Below are 16680 nucleotides of genomic sequence, written 5' to 3'. Positions count from 1 at the left end.
CGGCGGTTGCGTTGCCCTGTGCAGGAACCCTCCCCTATCGCCGCAATCTGGTGGATCGCGTTGCGGTCTTCACGCGCAATCCTACGCACGGTTAACCGGCAGGCAACGCCTTTGCTGGAGCGACAGAAACGGTCAGCCGTGGGCGCCGAAGTAATTGGCGATAGCCGCCGCGATGCGGATGTTCAGCGCATGCGCCTGCTCGATCGGGTCGATGAAGCGGGCGCGGATGGCGCTGTAGTCCTCACCCTGACTGTCGGGATAGTCGGTCGGCTCGTCCAGCGTGAAATCGCCGATCTTGGGCTCGATCACCGGATAAGCGCGGCGCAACTGGGCCAAAGCCTCATCCACCCGCAGCGACAGGACCATTTCAAGCACATCGTCGCGGCTGACATCGTTGGCGCGGCTGAACGCGGGCACTTGCACCGCACGCAGGAACATGTGCATCAGCAGCGCAAGGCGCACCGCTTGCAACAAGCCGATGTTGCGACGCTGTTCGTCGGCCACCGGATCGCGGCCTTCAGCCTTGCCGCCGCCGACCATCGCCAGCAGACGGTGAAGCTTCATCCAGTCCACGCGCAACCGCGACGCAAGCCGCCGGAACACGCCCGCGCGATCATCCTTGGTCAGGTACTCGGCCAGCCCCAGACAGCCGTTTTCGAGGTGCGTTTCGGTGCCGCGATAGGGTCTGCTCGCCCAATAGGCGCTGTTGAACAGTTCACCGAACGCGCCCACCGTCTTGATCGAGGCAAGGCCATTGGCCGCCTGCAGCAGCCGCACGAGTTGCCGCCCGCGCTCCGACCGCCCAAGCAGGTCGGCAATCGCCTCGGCCTCGTCCCCAGCAGCCGTTCCGGCCCCGGCGATCACGTTCACCGAATAACCGATCTGCTGCAGGATCGCGTTGTGCGGGATCGCGCGGATCTGGCGCAGGCTCATCGTCCGGTCGGCGTGGATGTCCGACTGACGGCGCGACACGCGGCTGCCCGTGGACTTGAGCATGCCGAGCCCAAACGCGGTCACCGCACGGGCATAAGTCGCGCTTTCCAGATGCTCGCGCTGCACGCGGCGTATGGAGCGATAGAAGTCGAGGCTGAGGTCGGTGCGGTCATAGAACGGGTCGTTCTGGTAGTCGCCCGAGAGCGCCCCTTCGGCCTCGGCAATGCGGGTGAGCGTCGCCAGCGCCAGTTCGTCGTTGCGGAAGAACAGGTAGCCATCGCCGCCTTGGAAGCTGGCCTCGGCCTCGATGCGGATGCCCGCGCGGGCAAAGCGGCCGCGCGCCCAGCGCGACAGCGGCCAGGTCAACCGATCGGCAAAGCCCGAAGGATGCGCGCCGCGCCCCATGCTTTCGCCGTGCGTATCGAAGATCAGCGCGGACACATCGGTCAGTCCGTTGACCTTCATCGCATCGGCCAGCCGCCCTTGCAGACGCTCGATCGCCAATGCGGCGGGGATCTGACCAAGGAAGCGTCCGGCATCGGAAAAGCCGGTCTGCACCGCCACGCGGCCGCGCAGCCGCGCATAGTCGCGATAGGCCGGTTCAGCGAGAAGCGCGTCAAGAAAGCGTCCGCCATGCTCCAGCGCAGTTTCGGTCTCGAACAGCGGCGATACGTCGACTTTGTCGTCGATACCGAACAGCCGGGCGAGGTATAGCGCGGCCAGCACCGTCTGCGGTTGTTCGCACTCGGCGATCAGCATGCGGATCGGCGCGTCGGCATCGATGTGGTGGAGGATCTGCGCCATCACCAGGAACTGGCGCATCGCAGTGGACGTCTCGATCGCCAAAGCACCGAAATTGACACGCAACGGCCTGGCCTGCGCCAAAACCTCACGCAGGCGCGAAAGTGCACCCTTGCTGCCGAGGTCGAGCGTGCCATCGGGATCGATCCGGCGGCGCAAGGCGTTGTGCAGTTGCGACGAATTCACCCGGAAGTGAATCCAGCCCATGCCCAGCCCATCGGCCCGCATCGCAGCGGCCAGCGTGGCATACCCTATTGCAGCCTGCCCATCGGTTGCGGCGCGTGCATCCGCTTCCAGCCGGGCGATCGCGGGTGCCAGCGACAGCAGCTTGCCCGGCTCATCGGCCGTCATGCGGTTGGCGACTGCCGACAGCGCCTCGGGCTCGGTCAGGGGTTGCACGAACAGCGCCGCCATCTCGGCAGCATGTGCCTCACCTGCGCGCAGGCTTTCGAGCAGCGGATGGTTCGCCTCGATCGCTGTCAGTTGAGCGACATACGTGCCAAGCCGCCGCGCCTTTTCGCGCAGGCGGAAGGCGATGGAGGTGGTCCAACTGATGTCGGTCCGCCCGTCCATGTCATAGCCGACCCATGAGGCAAACCGGAACGGCAGGGGACGAAAATCGAGCCAGCGCCCCGGCCAGCGTGCGCGGGCATGCCCCAGCAGCGTGGCATTGATGGCATCGCGCGCACGGGCCGCGCGCTCGATTGCGTCGAGCGCCTCGCCATGCTCGAATTCGAGCGTGATCTTGGGGCCAACGTGGGGCACGGCGCAAACCGTCGCGGCCAGCGGGTCATCGGCCAGCGCGGCACTCGCCACCGCATCGGCTTCGGCGGGGTTGAGCAGGAAGGTCGGGTGCGCGGTGAACACCGCATGCAGCAGCGGCGCTTCCCAGCGCTTGCGGAATTCGGAAAAGCCGTCCTCCTCGTTCAGCAGCGTGGCGATACTGCCGAGGTTGGCGGCGGGATCGGTTGGCGCGACGAGCCTGCGCAGGCGACCTGCCCGGCTCTGCAGCGCCTCGCACTCGAGTTCGGCGACCAACCCTTCGACTTCGGCGAGATCGAGTGCGCCGCTCTCAAGCTGGCGCGACAGATCGTGGCTTAGCTGGAAAACGGGGTTGAACAGCGGGGTCTCGGCGGTGCGCTGGTGGAGTTCCTGCAACCGGTTACGCAGTGCCTCGACCGTCTTCATCGCCCGATTTCCCTTTTTGCGAGGCTGCCGACCGGCCTTGCTCACCCGCCCTGCATCCATCTGATCAATGCTCAAACCGCCAGCGCGAATGCGGCGCTGGCCGCGGCAGCAATGGCCTCCTCATCGGGAATGCCCTTGCCGACAAGCCAGGAGCCGCCAACGCACAACACCGGGTCCACCGCGAGCCAGTCGGGCGCCGTGGCCTGCGTGATGCCGCCAGTCGGGCAGAACAGCACCTGACCGAACGGCCCGCTCAACGCCTTGAGCGCGGGGATACCACCCGAAGTCGCTGCCGGAAAGAACTTGAAATGGGCAAGGCCAAGGTCGAGCCCCAGCATGATGTCGGCAGCATTGGCGGTGCCGGGCAGGAACGGAATGCCGCTGGCGACCGCCGCTTCACCCAGACGCGGGGTCAGGCCCGGCGACACGATGAACTCGGCCCCGGCATCGATCGACGCCTTGAGTTCATCGGGGTTGACCACGGTTCCGGCGCCGACGATCGCGCCTTCGACACCGCGCATGGCCTTGATCACATCGAGCGCACAAGGCGTGCGCAACGTGACTTCGAGCACACGCAAGCCACCTGCCACCAGCGCGCGGGCGACAGGCACGGCATGCGCAACGTCCTCGATCACCAGGACGGGTATGACGGGCGCGGTGCGCATGATGGTTTCGATCGGCTTCATCGGGTCTCTCTCGGACGATTATTCGTCGTCGGACCCTATCGCGCAACGCCCTATTGTGCAGCCGCTAACTCCCCCGATGCATACTTATTCTTGGGCGCACAAACCGCCTAGACCGCCGAGCTGAACTGCCGCGCGCCGACGCGATAGGCGTCGAACACCGCCGCAATCGCACGCGCATAAGGCGTTGCACCGCGGGCAAGTACCAGATCATCGCCTTCGCGATGGAGCAGCCCCCGCCCGGCGAAGGGTTCCAGCCGATCGCGTACCTGTGCCAGCAGGTCCGGCTCGATCCGGGCGCGCCCACGGCACAACAGGTCTTCGATCACCGCACCACGCAGTCGGTCGTCGGCGGTTCGCGCAATGCCCTTGCGCCCCGGCAGGTGATCGGCGCCGACCAGCATGCGATAGCGCCCGGCGTTCTTCTCGTTCTGCACGAACATGTCGGGAAACGCGCTGATCGAGGACGCGCCAAGGCCAAGCAGAACCGGTGCCTGGTCCTCGGTAAAACCCTGAAAATTGCGGCGCAAGGTACCGTTCAGCGCAGCGCGGGCAAGATCGTCACCCGGCAGTGCGAAGTGATCGAAACCGACCGCTTCATACCCGGCATCGACAAGCCGCGCGTGGCCCTCAGCCGCCATGCGAAACCGCGCGCGCTGATCGGGCAAGGCATCATCGGCGATCCGGCGCTGGCGCGGGATCAGGTGCGGCACATGGGCATAGCCGAACAGCGCGATGCGGTCCGCACCCATGGCCGCCGACTGGTCGAGCGTATCGGCCAGAATGGCGTCGTCCTGCCCCGGCAGGCCGTACATCAGGTCGAAGTTGATCGAACCGACGCCGGCCTTGCGCAGCCCATCGACCGCGCGTTCGATGTGATCGCGCGGCTGAACCCGACCGATCGCGGCCTGCACCGCCGGATCGAGCGTCTGCACGCCAAGGCTGGCCTTGATCACGCCGATACCCTGGATTGCCTTGAACCAACCGGGATCGAGGCTGCGCGGATCAAGCTCGATCGACACCACCGGGTTGACCAGCCGGAAACGCAGCACCAGCGCATCGACCAGCCGCACGAACTGGGTCGGGCTGATCGCGTTGGGACTGCCGCCACCGAACGCGATGCGCCGTACCCGCACCGATGGATGAACCTCGCCCGCGACCAGCTCGATCTCGCGGGTGAGCGCCTCAAGATAGGCGGCAAGCCGGTTGGTTCGGTTGGCGGCGCCGGTGTTGCAGCCGCAATACCAGCAGATATCCTGACAATAGGGGATGTGGACATAGAGCGAGACGTCGCCTCGCAAGGCCCGCGTCGCCGCCAATTGGCGCTCACCGAACGGTTCCTCGACGAATTCAGCCGCCGTTGGATAGCTGGTGTAGCGCGGCACAGGCCGGGCGAGCAGGTCGGGGTAATACGCCCAGTCGGCAAAGCGTTCATGCGGCATCGAGATCATCCTCTCCGTCTCCGCAACAACCGCTATCGCCGCCCGAACGCTTGCGCATTGCGATATGGCAAATTTTGCAACACGGCGCACCGCCGGGGCCGCTGCCATCGTTCTTGCCCGGAATGCGGATCGGCCGGGCGTGTCCGCCCTCACCGCAGATCGGCACGAGCACGAAAGCCGCCTGCGCGGGCGCGGGCAGCACCATCTGCACCACGGCCAGCGGCGCCAGAGCCCAGATCGCCGGGTTCACGGCTTCACGTCCGGCACGTCGTCCTCATCGATCAGGATGCGCGCGGCGGCCCCGTCAAGGTCGCTGAACTGACCGTGGCGCAAGGCCCAGAAGAACGTGGCAAGGCCGCACAGGCCCATACCCAGCGCGATCGGCAGCAGAATGGCGATCGAGGTCATCTTCCCGAAGCCCTCAAACCGGCCGCCGCGCAAGACGCAGCGAATTGGCGATAACGATCAGCGAGGACGTGCTCATGGCCACGGCCGCCAGCAACGGTGTGACAACGCCAGCGATAGCAAGTGGCACCGCCAGCGCATTGTAGCCGATTGCCAGCACGAAGTTCTGGCGCACCACGCGCATCGTCGCGCGCGCCACGGCGATGCCACGCGGGACGGCGAGCAGAGAATCGCCGGTGAACACAAGATCGGCTGCCTGCCGCCCGACATCGCAAGCGCTGCCCGGTGCGATCGACGCGTGTGCGGCGGCCAGCGCCGGACCATCATTCAGCCCGTCGCCGACCATCAACACCTTGCGTCCAGCCCCCTGCAACACCGCAATCGCCTCAAGTTTGTCGTTGGGCAAGGCGCCGCCCTGTCCCAGCAAACCAGTCTGGCGCGCGATTTCGGCAACGGCAGGTAGCGCATCACCCGACAGGATCGAGGCGGTTATGCCCATGCGTTGCAGTCGAGCCAGCGCCTCGACAGCATCCGGCCGCAGCCGGTCGGCAAATCCGATCAGGCGGGTCGGTTGCCCGGCGATGGCCAGGGCGGTGGCCGTACCGTCAGCCGCCACCGGTCGACCCAGCGACACGTCGAGCGCACCCCACCTGGCCGAAACGCCGCGTCCGGCCTCCTCCTCTACCACGGCAAGCGGAACGGCGGTGACGCCGCGCGCTGCCAGTGCGCGGGCAAGGCCGGTGCTGAGCGGGTGGCGGCTATGGCTGGCAAGAGCCAGCGCAACGCCTGCCTCATCGCCAGTCAAAGCGTCGAGTGCAGCCGGATCAGGCACCGGCTGGCCGAGCGTTAACGTACCGGTCTTGTCGAGCAAGGCGCGATCGACCTCGGCAAGGCGTTCGAGCGCGGAACCGTCCTTGACCAGAATGCCGCGTTGCAACAGCGCGCCTGCCGCCACGACTTGTGCCACTGGCACGGCGAGCCCCAGCGCACAGGGGCAAGTGATGATCAGCACCGCAATGGCGATAACCAGCGAATGATAAACGCCGGCCCCGGCGATCATCCACCCGACGAAGCTGACCGCGGCCAGCGTGTGCACGGCGGGCGCATAAAGCCGCGAGGCGCGGTCGGCGATGCGAACATAGGCAGAGCGCGACTGGCCCGCCGCCTCCATCGTCCGCGCGATCTCGGCCAGCACAGTATCCGTGCCGCTTGCCGTGACGGTGACATCGATCGGGTTTTCGGTGTTGAGCGTCCCGGCCACGACCGGATCGCCGGGTGCGGCGGCCACGGGAACGCTCTCGCCGGTCAGCAGCGACTGATCGATGCGGGTGTGCCCGCTCGTGATCGTGCCATCGGCGGCAAGTCGTTCACCCAGCCCGACACGAATGACCATGCCCGGCACCAGCGCCGATGACGGCAACCAGTTTGCCTTGCCTTCGCCGTCGATCACCAGCGCGCCCGGCGCGGCCTGCCGCAGCAGTGCATCGACCCCGGCGCGCGCGCGGTCGCGCATCATCGCATCGAGCACCCGCCCGGACAGCAGGAACAGCAACAACATCAGCGTGCCGTCGAACCACGCTTCAGCGCCGTGGGTGACAGTCTCGTACACCGAGAGGCTGGTGGCCAAGATCACCCCGATCGAGATGGGCACGTCCATGTTGGTTCGCGCGTGACGCAGCGCGCCTAGTGCAGACGAGAAGAACGGACGCCCGGCAAACAGGATCGCAGGCACGCCGATCGCTGCCGATATCCAGTGAAACAGATCGCGTGTCGGGCCATCCGCCCCGGACCAGACCGACACCGACAGCAACATCACGTTCATGCAGGCAAAGCCCGCAACGGCCAGCGGTGCGAGCAACGGCCTTACCGCCGACGGCCGCTCGTCTGCCTCGGGCTCGCGCGGTTGCGCGGCGAAACCGACGCCCTCCAACGCAGCGATCAACACCGGCCAATCGGTGCCGCCATCATGGACGACATCGACGCTTCGTGCGGTCAGGTTTGCACGCGCGGACACGACGCCATCCAGCGCAGAAAGGCTGCGCTCGACTTTGCCCATGCAGCCAGCACAATGCATCGAAGGCACCGACAGGACGCAGTGGACCAGCGGATCGGCCGAAGCCGTCGGAACCGCCGTGTCGCTTAGGGGGAACGCCGGGGCATTCATGGCAGATCGCCGATGGTGTGCCAGGTCTGCCCCTTGGCGCTCACTTGCAGGCGCAGCCGCCAGCGTCCGGCGGGGAGCGCCGCCGCATAGCGGCCGGGCACCGTTTCGTGCAGAACGACCTTTTCGTCATCGCGCAGCCCCAACGGGTGCTCCGCCACTGCCGATACACGCGCCTGCGTCAGCGGATTGCCGTTGGCATCGCGCAGATCGACGCTGACCGCGCCGGTGACATCGCGGGTAAAGTCTGCCTTCCAGCCGAGCGCGCGGTCGGCCTTGGCCGAATCGAGCCAGCGGTTGAAATGCTGGCTGGCGACATAGGAATTCTCGACCACTTCACCACCGAAAGTGCTGATGGCCAGGTTCGCCATCAGCAGATTGACCGCGATGACCACCCCGAAGAATGTGACGAGGATCGCGGTCATATGATAGCCGGTGAAACGCCGGACGGGTCGCCCAGATGGCGCCGACAGAACGGTAGCGGCGGACGAGCCCTGTGCAGACAGCGGTTCGGTCATTGGCCGTTTCCTTTTGCGGTGGTGAAGGTGGTCTGCGATTGACCATGCCCGCCCTGCGCGTCGATGGCTTTGAGCTGGAACAAGAATTGTCCGGGTTCGGTCCCGCGCGGCGCTACTACATAAACGCGCAGACGGCGGGTCTCGTCGGCAGGCACCTGCAATTGCAGACTGGGACGCGCCGCGTTCGAGGCCATGTCGTCGGTATAGATCGCGCCACCGGGCAAGCCTGCGATCGACAGCACCACCGGGCGTGGTCGATCCTCCATGTTGCGCAGCTTGACCGTGAAGCCGTTGTGGATCGCGCCCCCCGACTGCTGGACGTATTCGGGGTTGCGGTCCTTGGCCACCGACAGGTCAAGCCTGCTGCGCTGACCAAGCATGAACAACAGCGCGAGCCCGATGCCGGCCCATATCCCGAAATAGACCAGCGTGCGCGGCCGGAACAGGGTCTTGAGCACCGGTGCATCGGGCTGGCCGTTGCGCTCGCGGGTGGCGTCCTCAAGCGTGCAGTAATCGATCAGGCCGCGCGGACGGCCGATATCACGCATCGCCTTGTCGCAGGCATCGATGCACAATCCGCAGGTTATGCAGCCGATCTGTGCGCCTTCGCGGATATCGATGCCGGTCGGGCACACTGCCTCGCACTGCTGGCAATCGATGCAATCGCCCAGCGGAACCGGGCTGCGCGCGGCCGACTTGACCGAACCGCGCGGCTCGCCCCGCCAGTGCTTGTAAGTGACGATCAGCGATTTTTCGTCGAGCATCGCGGTCTGGATACGCGGCCAGGGGCACATGTAGACGCAGACCTGTTCGCGCATGAACCCGCCCAGCCAGAACGTCGTGAAGGTCAGGATGCCGGTGGTGGCATAGGCAACCGGATCGGCCTGTCCGGTCCAGAACGCATGTTGCAGCGTCGGCGCATCGGCAAAGTAGAAGATCCACGCACCGCCGGTGACGAACGCGATGGCCAGATAAATGCCCCACTTGAACGTACGCCGCGCCAGTTTGGAGGCTGTCCACGGCGCCTTTTGCAGCCGCAACTGCGCGTTGCGATCACCATCGACGATGCGATCGACATGCTGATACAGGTCGGTCCACACTGTCTGCGGACAGGCATAGCCGCACCACGCCCGGCCGACCGCGCTGGTGACCAGGAACAGGCCGATGCCCGCCATGATCAGCAGCCCCGCGACGAAATAGAATTCGTGCGGCCAGATTTCGATATCGAACATGTAGAACCGCCGGTTCGCCATGTCGATCAGCACCGCCTGATGCGGCGCGTAAGGACCGCGATCCCAACGGATCCACGGAGTGCCCCAGTAGACGGCGAGGCATAGTGCCATCACCGTCCACTTGAAGCGCCGGAAGGGACCATCGACCTTCTTCGGAAACACGCCCTTGCGCTTGGCATAAAGGCCAAGGTCTTTGGAATGGTCGACGCGAACGAGCCTGGGATCTTGCACGTTCATCATGTGCCCCCTTTCGGATTGGCAGCAGTGTTACTTGGTGGCGGTAGCGGGTTGTGCCGGAGCTTCAGCAGGTGCAACGGGTGCAGCCGCTTCGCCCCCGCCCAGCGAATGGACATAGGCTGCAAGCATCTTGACCGTGACCGGATCGAGCCGCTGAGACCATGCAGGCATGACCCCGGCGTGGGCATTGGTCACGGTTTCGGTCAGGCTCGCGCGGTCGCCGCCATAGAGCCAGATCGCGTCGCTGAGCCTGGGCGCACCGACCAACCGGTTGCCTTCGCCATTGGCGCCGTGACAGACCGCGCAGTTCGCCGCGAAGATCGCCGCGCCGCGCTGAGCCGAACCATTGGCTTTGTCCTCGCCGCTGATCACGCGGACATGGCTGACCACATCCTGCACTTGCGCGGGCGTAAGGATGCCATCGCGACCGAACGCGGGCATCTGGCTCTGCCGGGCCTGGTCATCGCCCGGATAGCGGATGCCGTGCTGCAAAGTCTGGTGAATGGTGGCGATGTCACCGCCCCACAGCCAGTCGTCGTCGTTGAGGTTGGGATAGCCCTTGCTCCCGGCGGCACCAGCGCCGTGGCACTGTACGCAGTTGACCTTGAACGCGGCGCGGCCGCCTTCGATCGCGACGCGCAGCAGCTTGGGATCGGCAGCAAGCTGTTCGACCGGAATGGCCGCGATCTGTGCCCGAACCGCGGCTTTCGATGCCTCTGCCGCCTTCAGGTCGGCGGCAAGCGCGCCACGGCTGGTCCAGCCGAGCGTACCCGGCGTGGCCCCGGTCAGCCCGGGCAGCGCCGGGTAAAGCACCACATAGCCCAGCGCAAAGGCAATACAGGCATAGAATGTCCACAGCCACCAGCGCGGCAGCGGATTGTTGAGTTCCTCGATGCCGTCCCATTCGTGTCCGACGGTCTCGACACCGGTGGCTTCGTCGATGCGGGGTTCATTCGCCATCGTTCTCATCCTTGAAGATCGAGTTGGCCGCTTCATCGGAATAGGCGCGCGAGCCGGGACGAAATGGCCACAGGCACAAGCCAAGGAAGATGAAGCTCATCATCACCAGCCCCCAGCTATCGGCCAGATGGCGCAGCGCCTCATAGGTCGAATGCGGGTTCATCGGCCCTTCTCCTTGACCAGGACTTCCTGAGCGGCGGGCGCGTTGACATCGACCAGTGTGCCCAGCACCTGAAGATAGGCGACCAGCGCGTCCATTTCGGTCAACCGCTTGGGATTGCCATCAAAGTCGCGTGCTTGCGCCTTGGGATAGCGCTTCTTGAGGTCGGCGGTGGCCGCCTCAGGATCGGCCTGCGCTTTCAGGTCGTCGTTGCCCTTGGCGATATCGTCCTTCGAATAGGGCACACCCACCTGATAGAGCGTGCGCAACTCGGCGGTCATGTCCCCGGCCTTGAGATCCCGCTCCGCCAGGAACGGATAAGCCGGCATGATTGATTCCGGAACGACCGCGCGCGGGTCTTTCAGGTGCTGCACGTGCCATTCGTCGGAGTACTTGCCACCGACACGGGCAAGGTCCGGTCCGGTTCGCTTCGAGCCCCACTGGAAGGGGTGATCGTACATCGATTCCGCCGCCAGACTGTAGTGGCCATAGCGTTCGGTCTCGTCGCGGAACGGGCGGATCATCTGGCTGTGACAGACATAGCAGCCTTCACGGATGTAGATGTCGCGACCGGCGGTTTCGAGCGGGGTGAAAGGACGCATCCCCTGCACTTTCTCGATCGTGTTATCGATCCAGAACAGCGGTGCGATCTCGACGATCCCGCCCACCGTCACCGCTGCAAAGGCAAGCGCGCCCAGCAGCGTGACGTTGCGTTCGATTTTCTTGTGACGCTCCAGAAAAGAGAGTGCCATCGGAGTTCTCCTTGACGCAGGGTTCGCAGGATCAGTGCGCTGCAGCGGGCCGCAGCGGCACATCGCGCGCCGGGTCGAACGGGGTCTCGGTCATCGGCGCCTCAACGCGCAGCTTGGAACCGAGGATGGTGCGGGTGATGTTGATCGTCATGATCACGGCGCCCGAGAGGTAGAGCAGCCCGCCAAAGGCACGCAGCACATACATCGGATGGAGCGCGGCGACCGTCTCTGCGAACGAGTTCACCAGATAGCCGTCCGGCCCGTATTCACGCCACATCAGGCCCTGGGTAATCCCGGCCACCCACATCGATGCCGCGTAGAAAACGATGCCGATGGTCGCCAGCCAGAAGTGCCAGTTGATCATGCGCAGGCTGTACATGCGCTCGCGGTTCCACAGGCGCGGCGTGACGTAATAGAGCATGCCGAAAGTCACCATGCCGTTCCAGCCGAGTGCGCCGGAATGAACGTGGCCGATGGTCCAGTCGGTATAGTGCGACAGGCTGTTGACCGTCTTGATCGACATCATCGGGCCTTCGAACGTGCTCATGCCATAGAAGGCCAGGCTCATCACGAACATGCGGATGATCGGGTCGGTGCGGATCTTGTCCCAGGCGCCGTTCAGCGTCATCAGGCCGTTGATCATGCCGCCCCAGCTCGGCATCCACAGCATGAGCGAGAATACCATGCCCAGCGTCTGCGCCCAGTCGGGCAGCGCCGTGTAGTGAAGGTGGTGGGGGCCTGCCCAGATATACAGGAAGATCAGCGCCCAGAAGTGGATGATCGACAAGCGGTAGCTGTAGATCGGCCGTTCGGCCTGCTTGGGAACGAAGTAGTACATCATCGCCAGGAAGCCGGCAGTCAGGAAGAACCCGACCGCGTTATGGCCGTACCACCATTCGATCAGCGCGCTCTGCACGCCGCCTGCCAACGCGATGCTCTTGGAGCCGAAGAAGCTGATCGGGATCGCTGCACCGTTCACCAGATGCAGCATCGCCACGGTCAGAATGAACGACAGGTAGAACCAGTTGGCCACATAGATGTGCGGTTCCGAGCGCTTGAGGATCGTGCCGCCAAAGACGATCAGGTACGAAACCCAGACGACCGTAAGCCACAGATCGACGTACCATTCCGGCTCGGCATATTCCTTGCCCTGCGTGATGCCCATCAGATAGCCGGTTGCGGCCAGTACGATGAACAACTGATAGCCCCAGAACACGAAACGGGCGAGGCCGGGGAAGGCCAGCCTCGCCCGGCAGGTACGCTGCACCACGTAATACGACGAGGCGATCAGCGCATTGCCTCCGAATGCAAAGATCACCGCGCTGGTGTGCAGCGGGCGCAACCGGCCGAAGTTGATGAATTCAAGGCCGAAGTTCAGTTGCGGGAACGCCAGTTCCAACGCGATGTAAAGCCCGGCGAGGAAACCCGCCATGCCCCAGAACACGGTCGCGATCACGCCCCACCGGATCGGTTCGTCATCGTAACGGCTCTGATCGGGTGACTTGATGATGCCCTTGGAAATCGCGTCCGCGTCAGTCCCGCGCAGGGTGACGATCAGACCGATCAGCGCAGCCAGACCGCAGATGGCCATATGCACAGCAAAACCGCGATCGACCGCCAAAGCACAGGCGACGATCGCAAACAGCAGCGCGGCAAACCACGCGCCACTTTTGGCGAGTATGGATTCCATGGAGCCTTCCCTTCCATGACGGATGTCAAGAACGGCCGCTGCGCCCGATTGCGCAGAGCAACATTGATGAGTGTCAAATTGGCGGCCCCTTATTTGAGACTGCGACCAAAGAAGGGTGCGGTCAATCGGTCGTTTTTCGAAATTTGCGCTCCGTCAATGTATGCCGCAACGCAGCAGCGCATCAGCATGTCACACCGTCGGGAACGAGCCAGCGAGGGGCTGGACGGCCGGGGTGGCAGGAATTGATTGATATGAAAAAGATCCTTGCTGCAGCGCTCGGCGCTGCCCTCCTCGCGCCTCTCCCGGCGCACGCCGGCTCGGTCGATGGCAAGTGGCAGTTCAAGCTGCTCGGCACTGCGGTGCTGGCAGATGGCAAGATCGATGAGGTCAAGCACATCGATTCTTCGCTCGCCGCTTTGGCACCTTTCGCCGCGCCCCAGGCAAAGGCCAGCAACAACAGCTTCACGCCGACGGTCGCGATCGAATACTTCCTGACGCCGAACGTCTCTGTCGAGACGATCGCCGGGATCACCTCGCACCACGTCAACGGGCGCGGCTCCTTGGCCGGTACCAATCTGGTCAACCATGTCGGGATCATTCCGGCGACGCTGACCGCCAAGTACCACCTGCCGCTGGGCGCGATCAAACCCTACGTCGGCGTCGGCCCGTCGCTCTACATCGTCACCTCGAGCCGCCCGGGCGACACTGCCGCCGCGCTGGGCGTGACCCGCACCAAGCTGTCGAGCAACGTCGGCTTTGCGTTGCAAGCCGGTGTCGACGTTCCGCTGGGCAAGTCGGGCTATGGCCTCACGCTTGATGCCAAGAAGTACTTCGTGCCCACCACCGCGCACTTCTATGCCGGATCGGCCGAAGTGTTGACGACCAAGCACAAGCTCGATCCCTGGGTGTTGAGCGCCGGCCTGTCCTACCGCTTCTGACAGGATCCCCGGGCATGCCCCGGGGTAGGTGGGCGGGCAGGCGCGGTGTCTGGGATCCATCGCGCCCGCCCGCCCGCCACTTCAGCGACATAAGGGGATGCTGCGGCATCCCCTTTTTGCATTCAGCCCTTCCGGATAGCGCCCTTGCGCAAGGCCCCTTCCTTCAGAAAAAGGCGGTCACATTGGCCGACAGATACTTTGACGCCCGGCCCGGCGTTGCGTTGGGCGCATCGCGCAGGAAGCGGCCCTTGAACAGCACTGTGCCGCACAGTTCGAGCCGCAAGCGCTTGGGCATGGCCCACCAGCGCAAGTCCGCATCGATCTGGTTGCCGGCAAAAGTGCCAGACCGTCCCGAAGCATCGCGCACACCGGTGGTGGCAAAGGCATCATGCGCATCGGCCAGCCACATCGGGCGATAGAATACGAAACCGTCGAGCCGTGCTGATGGTGCCGCCTCAAGCTTGATCCCCGGCGACACGATGTTCCCGCGGGTGGTCGCATTGTAGAGCCCGGAAGGCGCGAAATCGAGCCTCCGCTGCCCGAACAGGGTGTCGAACCGCGCGTATGTGCGGTTGCCCGGCCCATCCCCGCTCGCCCGATCAAAGTCGAACGACAAGCGCGGTTTCCACGGCGCGGCGAACGTGTAACCGACCCGACCGTGGATGAAGCTGGCCGCAACCGGCACAAGCGGTGCATTGGCGCCAAGCGCGGTCGCGGTCTGGCCGAACTGGCCCATCGCCTCGACCTCACCATCCCAATGGCCCGCCGCTGGCGGCCTGATGAAACGCAAGCCTACGGTATTGAGCGAACGATCGCGGGTTGGCCGCCCCGGCGAATCGTGCTCCCCGTAATGATAGAAACTGGCTTCCACGTTGATTGGCCGGGCCGTACCGAATGCCTTGGCAACGCTGCCGCCCCACAGCACTTGCGCCAGGCTTTCCTTGTCCCACACGATCCGCGAATGGACGATGCCCGCACGGTCATCGGGCAAGCGCTCCTGCGGCAGCATGTACAACCCCATCAGCTTCACCCGACCCGGCAAAGCCAGATCGGCGCGCAATCCGGTATAACCTTGCGTGGTATTGCGATAGTCGTCCGACCAGATCAGGCGTCCTGAACCGATGTTGAGCGTGGTGCGCCCGGCCAGCAGGTTCAGTTGCGTCCCCTTGCCCAATGCCGCACCCAGATCGAGCGCTGCGTGCAATTGCACCAGTTCGGCAGCGTTGACCTCTCCCGTGGTGATCGGCGTGGTCGCATCCTCGCCCCACACGCGGCTGTCAACCAGTTCGGCGACCAGCCGGAACGGCTTGGTACGGTATTCGGCCAACACCCGCAGCCGGGTATTGAACAGCGAATCGGTGTCTCCGAACCCGACGCGCGGCTCGCCATCGATGGTATCGAAGCGCAGGCGCAGGCTGCCCGACACGTGGAAGCCATCGGCGTCGGCCGCCAGTGCTGCGGGCGCGCAGCCCACCAACAGCACTGCCGACAGCACGGTGCGACCGGCGTTCAAGATGTATGCTCTGGTCAAGACCGTCCCCCCGGATCGCCACCAATCGGCGCAGGGCACCTAAAGTGCCATGTTCGATCGGGTCAAGCAGGTTGGAATTCGACCGGTACGGAGCCGTATCGCAAAAAGAAAGCCGCGCCGAACAATCCGGCGATCAGCCAGCCAGCGCGAGCAGCGCCGGACGATCGACGATCTCGACCTCGCGCCGCGAGGGCAGTTCGATTACGCCGTCGTTCTTCAGCCGGGTGAACTGACGGCTGACCGTCTCAATCGTCAGCCCCAGCACGTCAGCCACTTGCTGGCGCGAAAACGGCAACTGGAAGCGCCGGGCCGGTCCGAACTTCGGCGTGCAGTCCGATTCCGACAGCCGCTCCGACATTTCAAGCAGGAACGTCGCGATCTTTTCGGGTGCGGTCTTGCGCCCCAGCAGCATCATCCACGCGCGCGTACGGTCAAGTTCGGCCAGCGTGCGTTCCAGCAACTTGTGCTCAAGGCCCGGATGTTCGCGCGCGAACCGGTCGAAATCGTTGCGGGCGAACACGCAGACCCGCGCATCGGTCAACGCGACTACGCTGGCCTTGCTGGTCTGGCCGAATGGGCGGCCGATGAAATCGGACGGATAGGCAACGCCGACGATCTGTTCGCGGCCATCCTCGGTCGAAGTGGTGAGCTTGAGCACCCCCTCGATCACGTTGGCGACGAGCAACGAATCGTCATCTTCCCAGATCAGTGGCTCCCCGGCAGACACGCTGCGACGACGGCCGATGGCGTTGAGGGACGTGATCTCACGCGCGTCCAACCCATCACAGATCGCCCGGTTGCGTACCACACATGTTTCACAAGACGACATGACGCAGGCTTACCAAATGCCGACGGCGACCACAATCGGCGATCCCGGCACGATTGTGACAAAAAACAGGGCGACCGGTCACCCGATCGCCCAAGTTGGGGAGAAATCGGCGGACGGGAAACTTCCGGCGATCGCCGTGGCCTTCCCGGCCGACGCAGATATCTTTGCCCCCGGATCGACCCAAATGCGTTGATGAAAGTCAAATTGCCCCGAGAAACCG

Annotated in this window: 16 protein-coding genes; 2 read left to right on the top strand and 14 right to left on the bottom strand. The window is 64.6% G+C overall.

Annotation, left to right across the window (positions count from 1 at the left end; all coding sequences use genetic code 11):
- Nucleotides 1-132: 132 nt before the first annotated feature.
- The 12 genes from LDN95_RS06010 to ccoN form a co-directional block, all read right to left on the bottom strand.
- Nucleotides 133-2922: a phosphoenolpyruvate carboxylase gene (locus LDN95_RS06010; protein ID WP_226016741.1), complete on the bottom strand. Its 2790-nt coding sequence runs from the start codon at nucleotides 2920-2922 to the stop codon at nucleotides 133-135.
- Between the two features lie 71 nt (nucleotides 2923-2993).
- On the bottom strand, nucleotides 2994-3608 hold the full coding sequence (eda, locus tag LDN95_RS06005) for a bifunctional 4-hydroxy-2-oxoglutarate aldolase/2-dehydro-3-deoxy-phosphogluconate aldolase (protein WP_226016740.1): 615 nt from the start codon (nucleotides 3606-3608) through the stop codon (nucleotides 2994-2996).
- Between the two features lie 107 nt (nucleotides 3609-3715).
- On the bottom strand, nucleotides 3716-5047 hold the full coding sequence (hemN, locus tag LDN95_RS06000) for an oxygen-independent coproporphyrinogen III oxidase (protein WP_226016739.1): 1332 nt from the start codon (nucleotides 5045-5047) through the stop codon (nucleotides 3716-3718).
- Entirely contained in the window at nucleotides 5037-5297 is a 261-nt protein-coding gene (locus tag LDN95_RS05995) for a hypothetical protein (RefSeq protein ID WP_226016738.1), read from the bottom strand. Before LDN95_RS05995 ends, hemN begins: the two co-directional genes overlap by 11 nt.
- The gene (ccoS, locus tag LDN95_RS05990) at nucleotides 5294-5455 is read right to left on the bottom strand and encodes a cbb3-type cytochrome oxidase assembly protein CcoS (protein WP_226016737.1); all 162 of its coding nucleotides are present in this window, start codon (nucleotides 5453-5455) and stop codon (nucleotides 5294-5296) included. Before ccoS ends, LDN95_RS05995 begins: the two co-directional genes overlap by 4 nt.
- Before the next feature lie 13 nt (nucleotides 5456-5468).
- A complete protein-coding gene (locus LDN95_RS05985; protein WP_255630686.1) occupies nucleotides 5469-7616 on the bottom strand; it encodes a heavy metal translocating P-type ATPase in 2148 nt (715 codons plus the stop codon).
- On the bottom strand, nucleotides 7613-8131 hold the full coding sequence (locus LDN95_RS05980; RefSeq protein ID WP_226016736.1) for a FixH family protein: 519 nt from the start codon (nucleotides 8129-8131) through the stop codon (nucleotides 7613-7615). The genes LDN95_RS05985 and LDN95_RS05980 overlap by 4 nt, the downstream gene beginning before the upstream one ends.
- Nucleotides 8128-9600 carry a cytochrome c oxidase accessory protein CcoG gene (ccoG, locus tag LDN95_RS05975; RefSeq protein WP_226016735.1) on the bottom strand — a complete coding sequence of 491 codons (1473 nt, stop codon included), beginning with the start codon at nucleotides 9598-9600 and terminating at the stop codon, nucleotides 8128-8130. Before ccoG ends, LDN95_RS05980 begins: the two co-directional genes overlap by 4 nt.
- 30 nt (nucleotides 9601-9630) lie before the next feature.
- Complete coding sequence (gene ccoP, locus LDN95_RS05970) at nucleotides 9631-10560, bottom strand: cytochrome-c oxidase, cbb3-type subunit III (protein ID WP_226016734.1); 930 nt, start codon at nucleotides 10558-10560, stop codon at nucleotides 9631-9633.
- A complete protein-coding gene (locus LDN95_RS05965; RefSeq protein ID WP_226016733.1) occupies nucleotides 10550-10723 on the bottom strand; it encodes a cbb3-type cytochrome c oxidase subunit 3 in 174 nt (57 codons plus the stop codon). The genes ccoP and LDN95_RS05965 overlap by 11 nt, the downstream gene beginning before the upstream one ends.
- Nucleotides 10720-11472 carry a cytochrome-c oxidase, cbb3-type subunit II gene (ccoO, locus tag LDN95_RS05960; RefSeq protein WP_226016732.1) on the bottom strand — a complete coding sequence of 251 codons (753 nt, stop codon included), beginning with the start codon at nucleotides 11470-11472 and terminating at the stop codon, nucleotides 10720-10722. The genes LDN95_RS05965 and ccoO overlap by 4 nt, the downstream gene beginning before the upstream one ends.
- Before the next feature lie 31 nt (nucleotides 11473-11503).
- The gene (gene ccoN, locus LDN95_RS05955; RefSeq protein WP_226016731.1) at nucleotides 11504-13162 is read right to left on the bottom strand and encodes a cytochrome-c oxidase, cbb3-type subunit I; all 1659 of its coding nucleotides are present in this window, start codon (nucleotides 13160-13162) and stop codon (nucleotides 11504-11506) included.
- Nucleotides 13163-13413: 251 nt separating this feature from the next.
- Between ccoN and LDN95_RS05950 the strand changes: the two genes are divergently transcribed.
- Nucleotides 13414-14100: an OmpW family protein gene (locus LDN95_RS05950; protein WP_226016730.1), complete on the top strand. Its 687-nt coding sequence runs from the start codon at nucleotides 13414-13416 to the stop codon at nucleotides 14098-14100.
- Between the two features lie 163 nt (nucleotides 14101-14263).
- On the opposite strand, the gene LDN95_RS05945 is transcribed toward LDN95_RS05950, so the two are convergent.
- Nucleotides 14264-15613, bottom strand: coding sequence for an alginate export family protein (locus LDN95_RS05945; RefSeq protein WP_226016729.1), 1350 nt, complete (start codon nucleotides 15611-15613; stop codon nucleotides 14264-14266).
- Between the two features lie 151 nt (nucleotides 15614-15764).
- Nucleotides 15765-16460, bottom strand: coding sequence for a Crp/Fnr family transcriptional regulator (locus LDN95_RS05940; protein WP_226016728.1), 696 nt, complete (start codon nucleotides 16458-16460; stop codon nucleotides 15765-15767).
- Here LDN95_RS05940 and LDN95_RS05935 point away from each other — a divergent pair.
- Nucleotides 16459-16653: a hypothetical protein gene (locus LDN95_RS05935; RefSeq protein ID WP_226016727.1), complete on the top strand. Its 195-nt coding sequence runs from the start codon at nucleotides 16459-16461 to the stop codon at nucleotides 16651-16653. The genes LDN95_RS05940 and LDN95_RS05935 overlap by 2 nt on opposite strands.
- The last annotated feature ends 27 nt before the right edge of the window (nucleotides 16654-16680 follow it).

Origin of the sequence: Novosphingobium sp. FKTRR1, assembly GCF_020404405.1 — a bacterium.
GTDB lineage: Bacteria > Pseudomonadota > Alphaproteobacteria > Sphingomonadales > Sphingomonadaceae > Novosphingobium.
The sequence above is the reverse complement of the archived record's forward strand: the minus strand, read 5'-3'. Positions and strand labels throughout refer to the sequence as shown.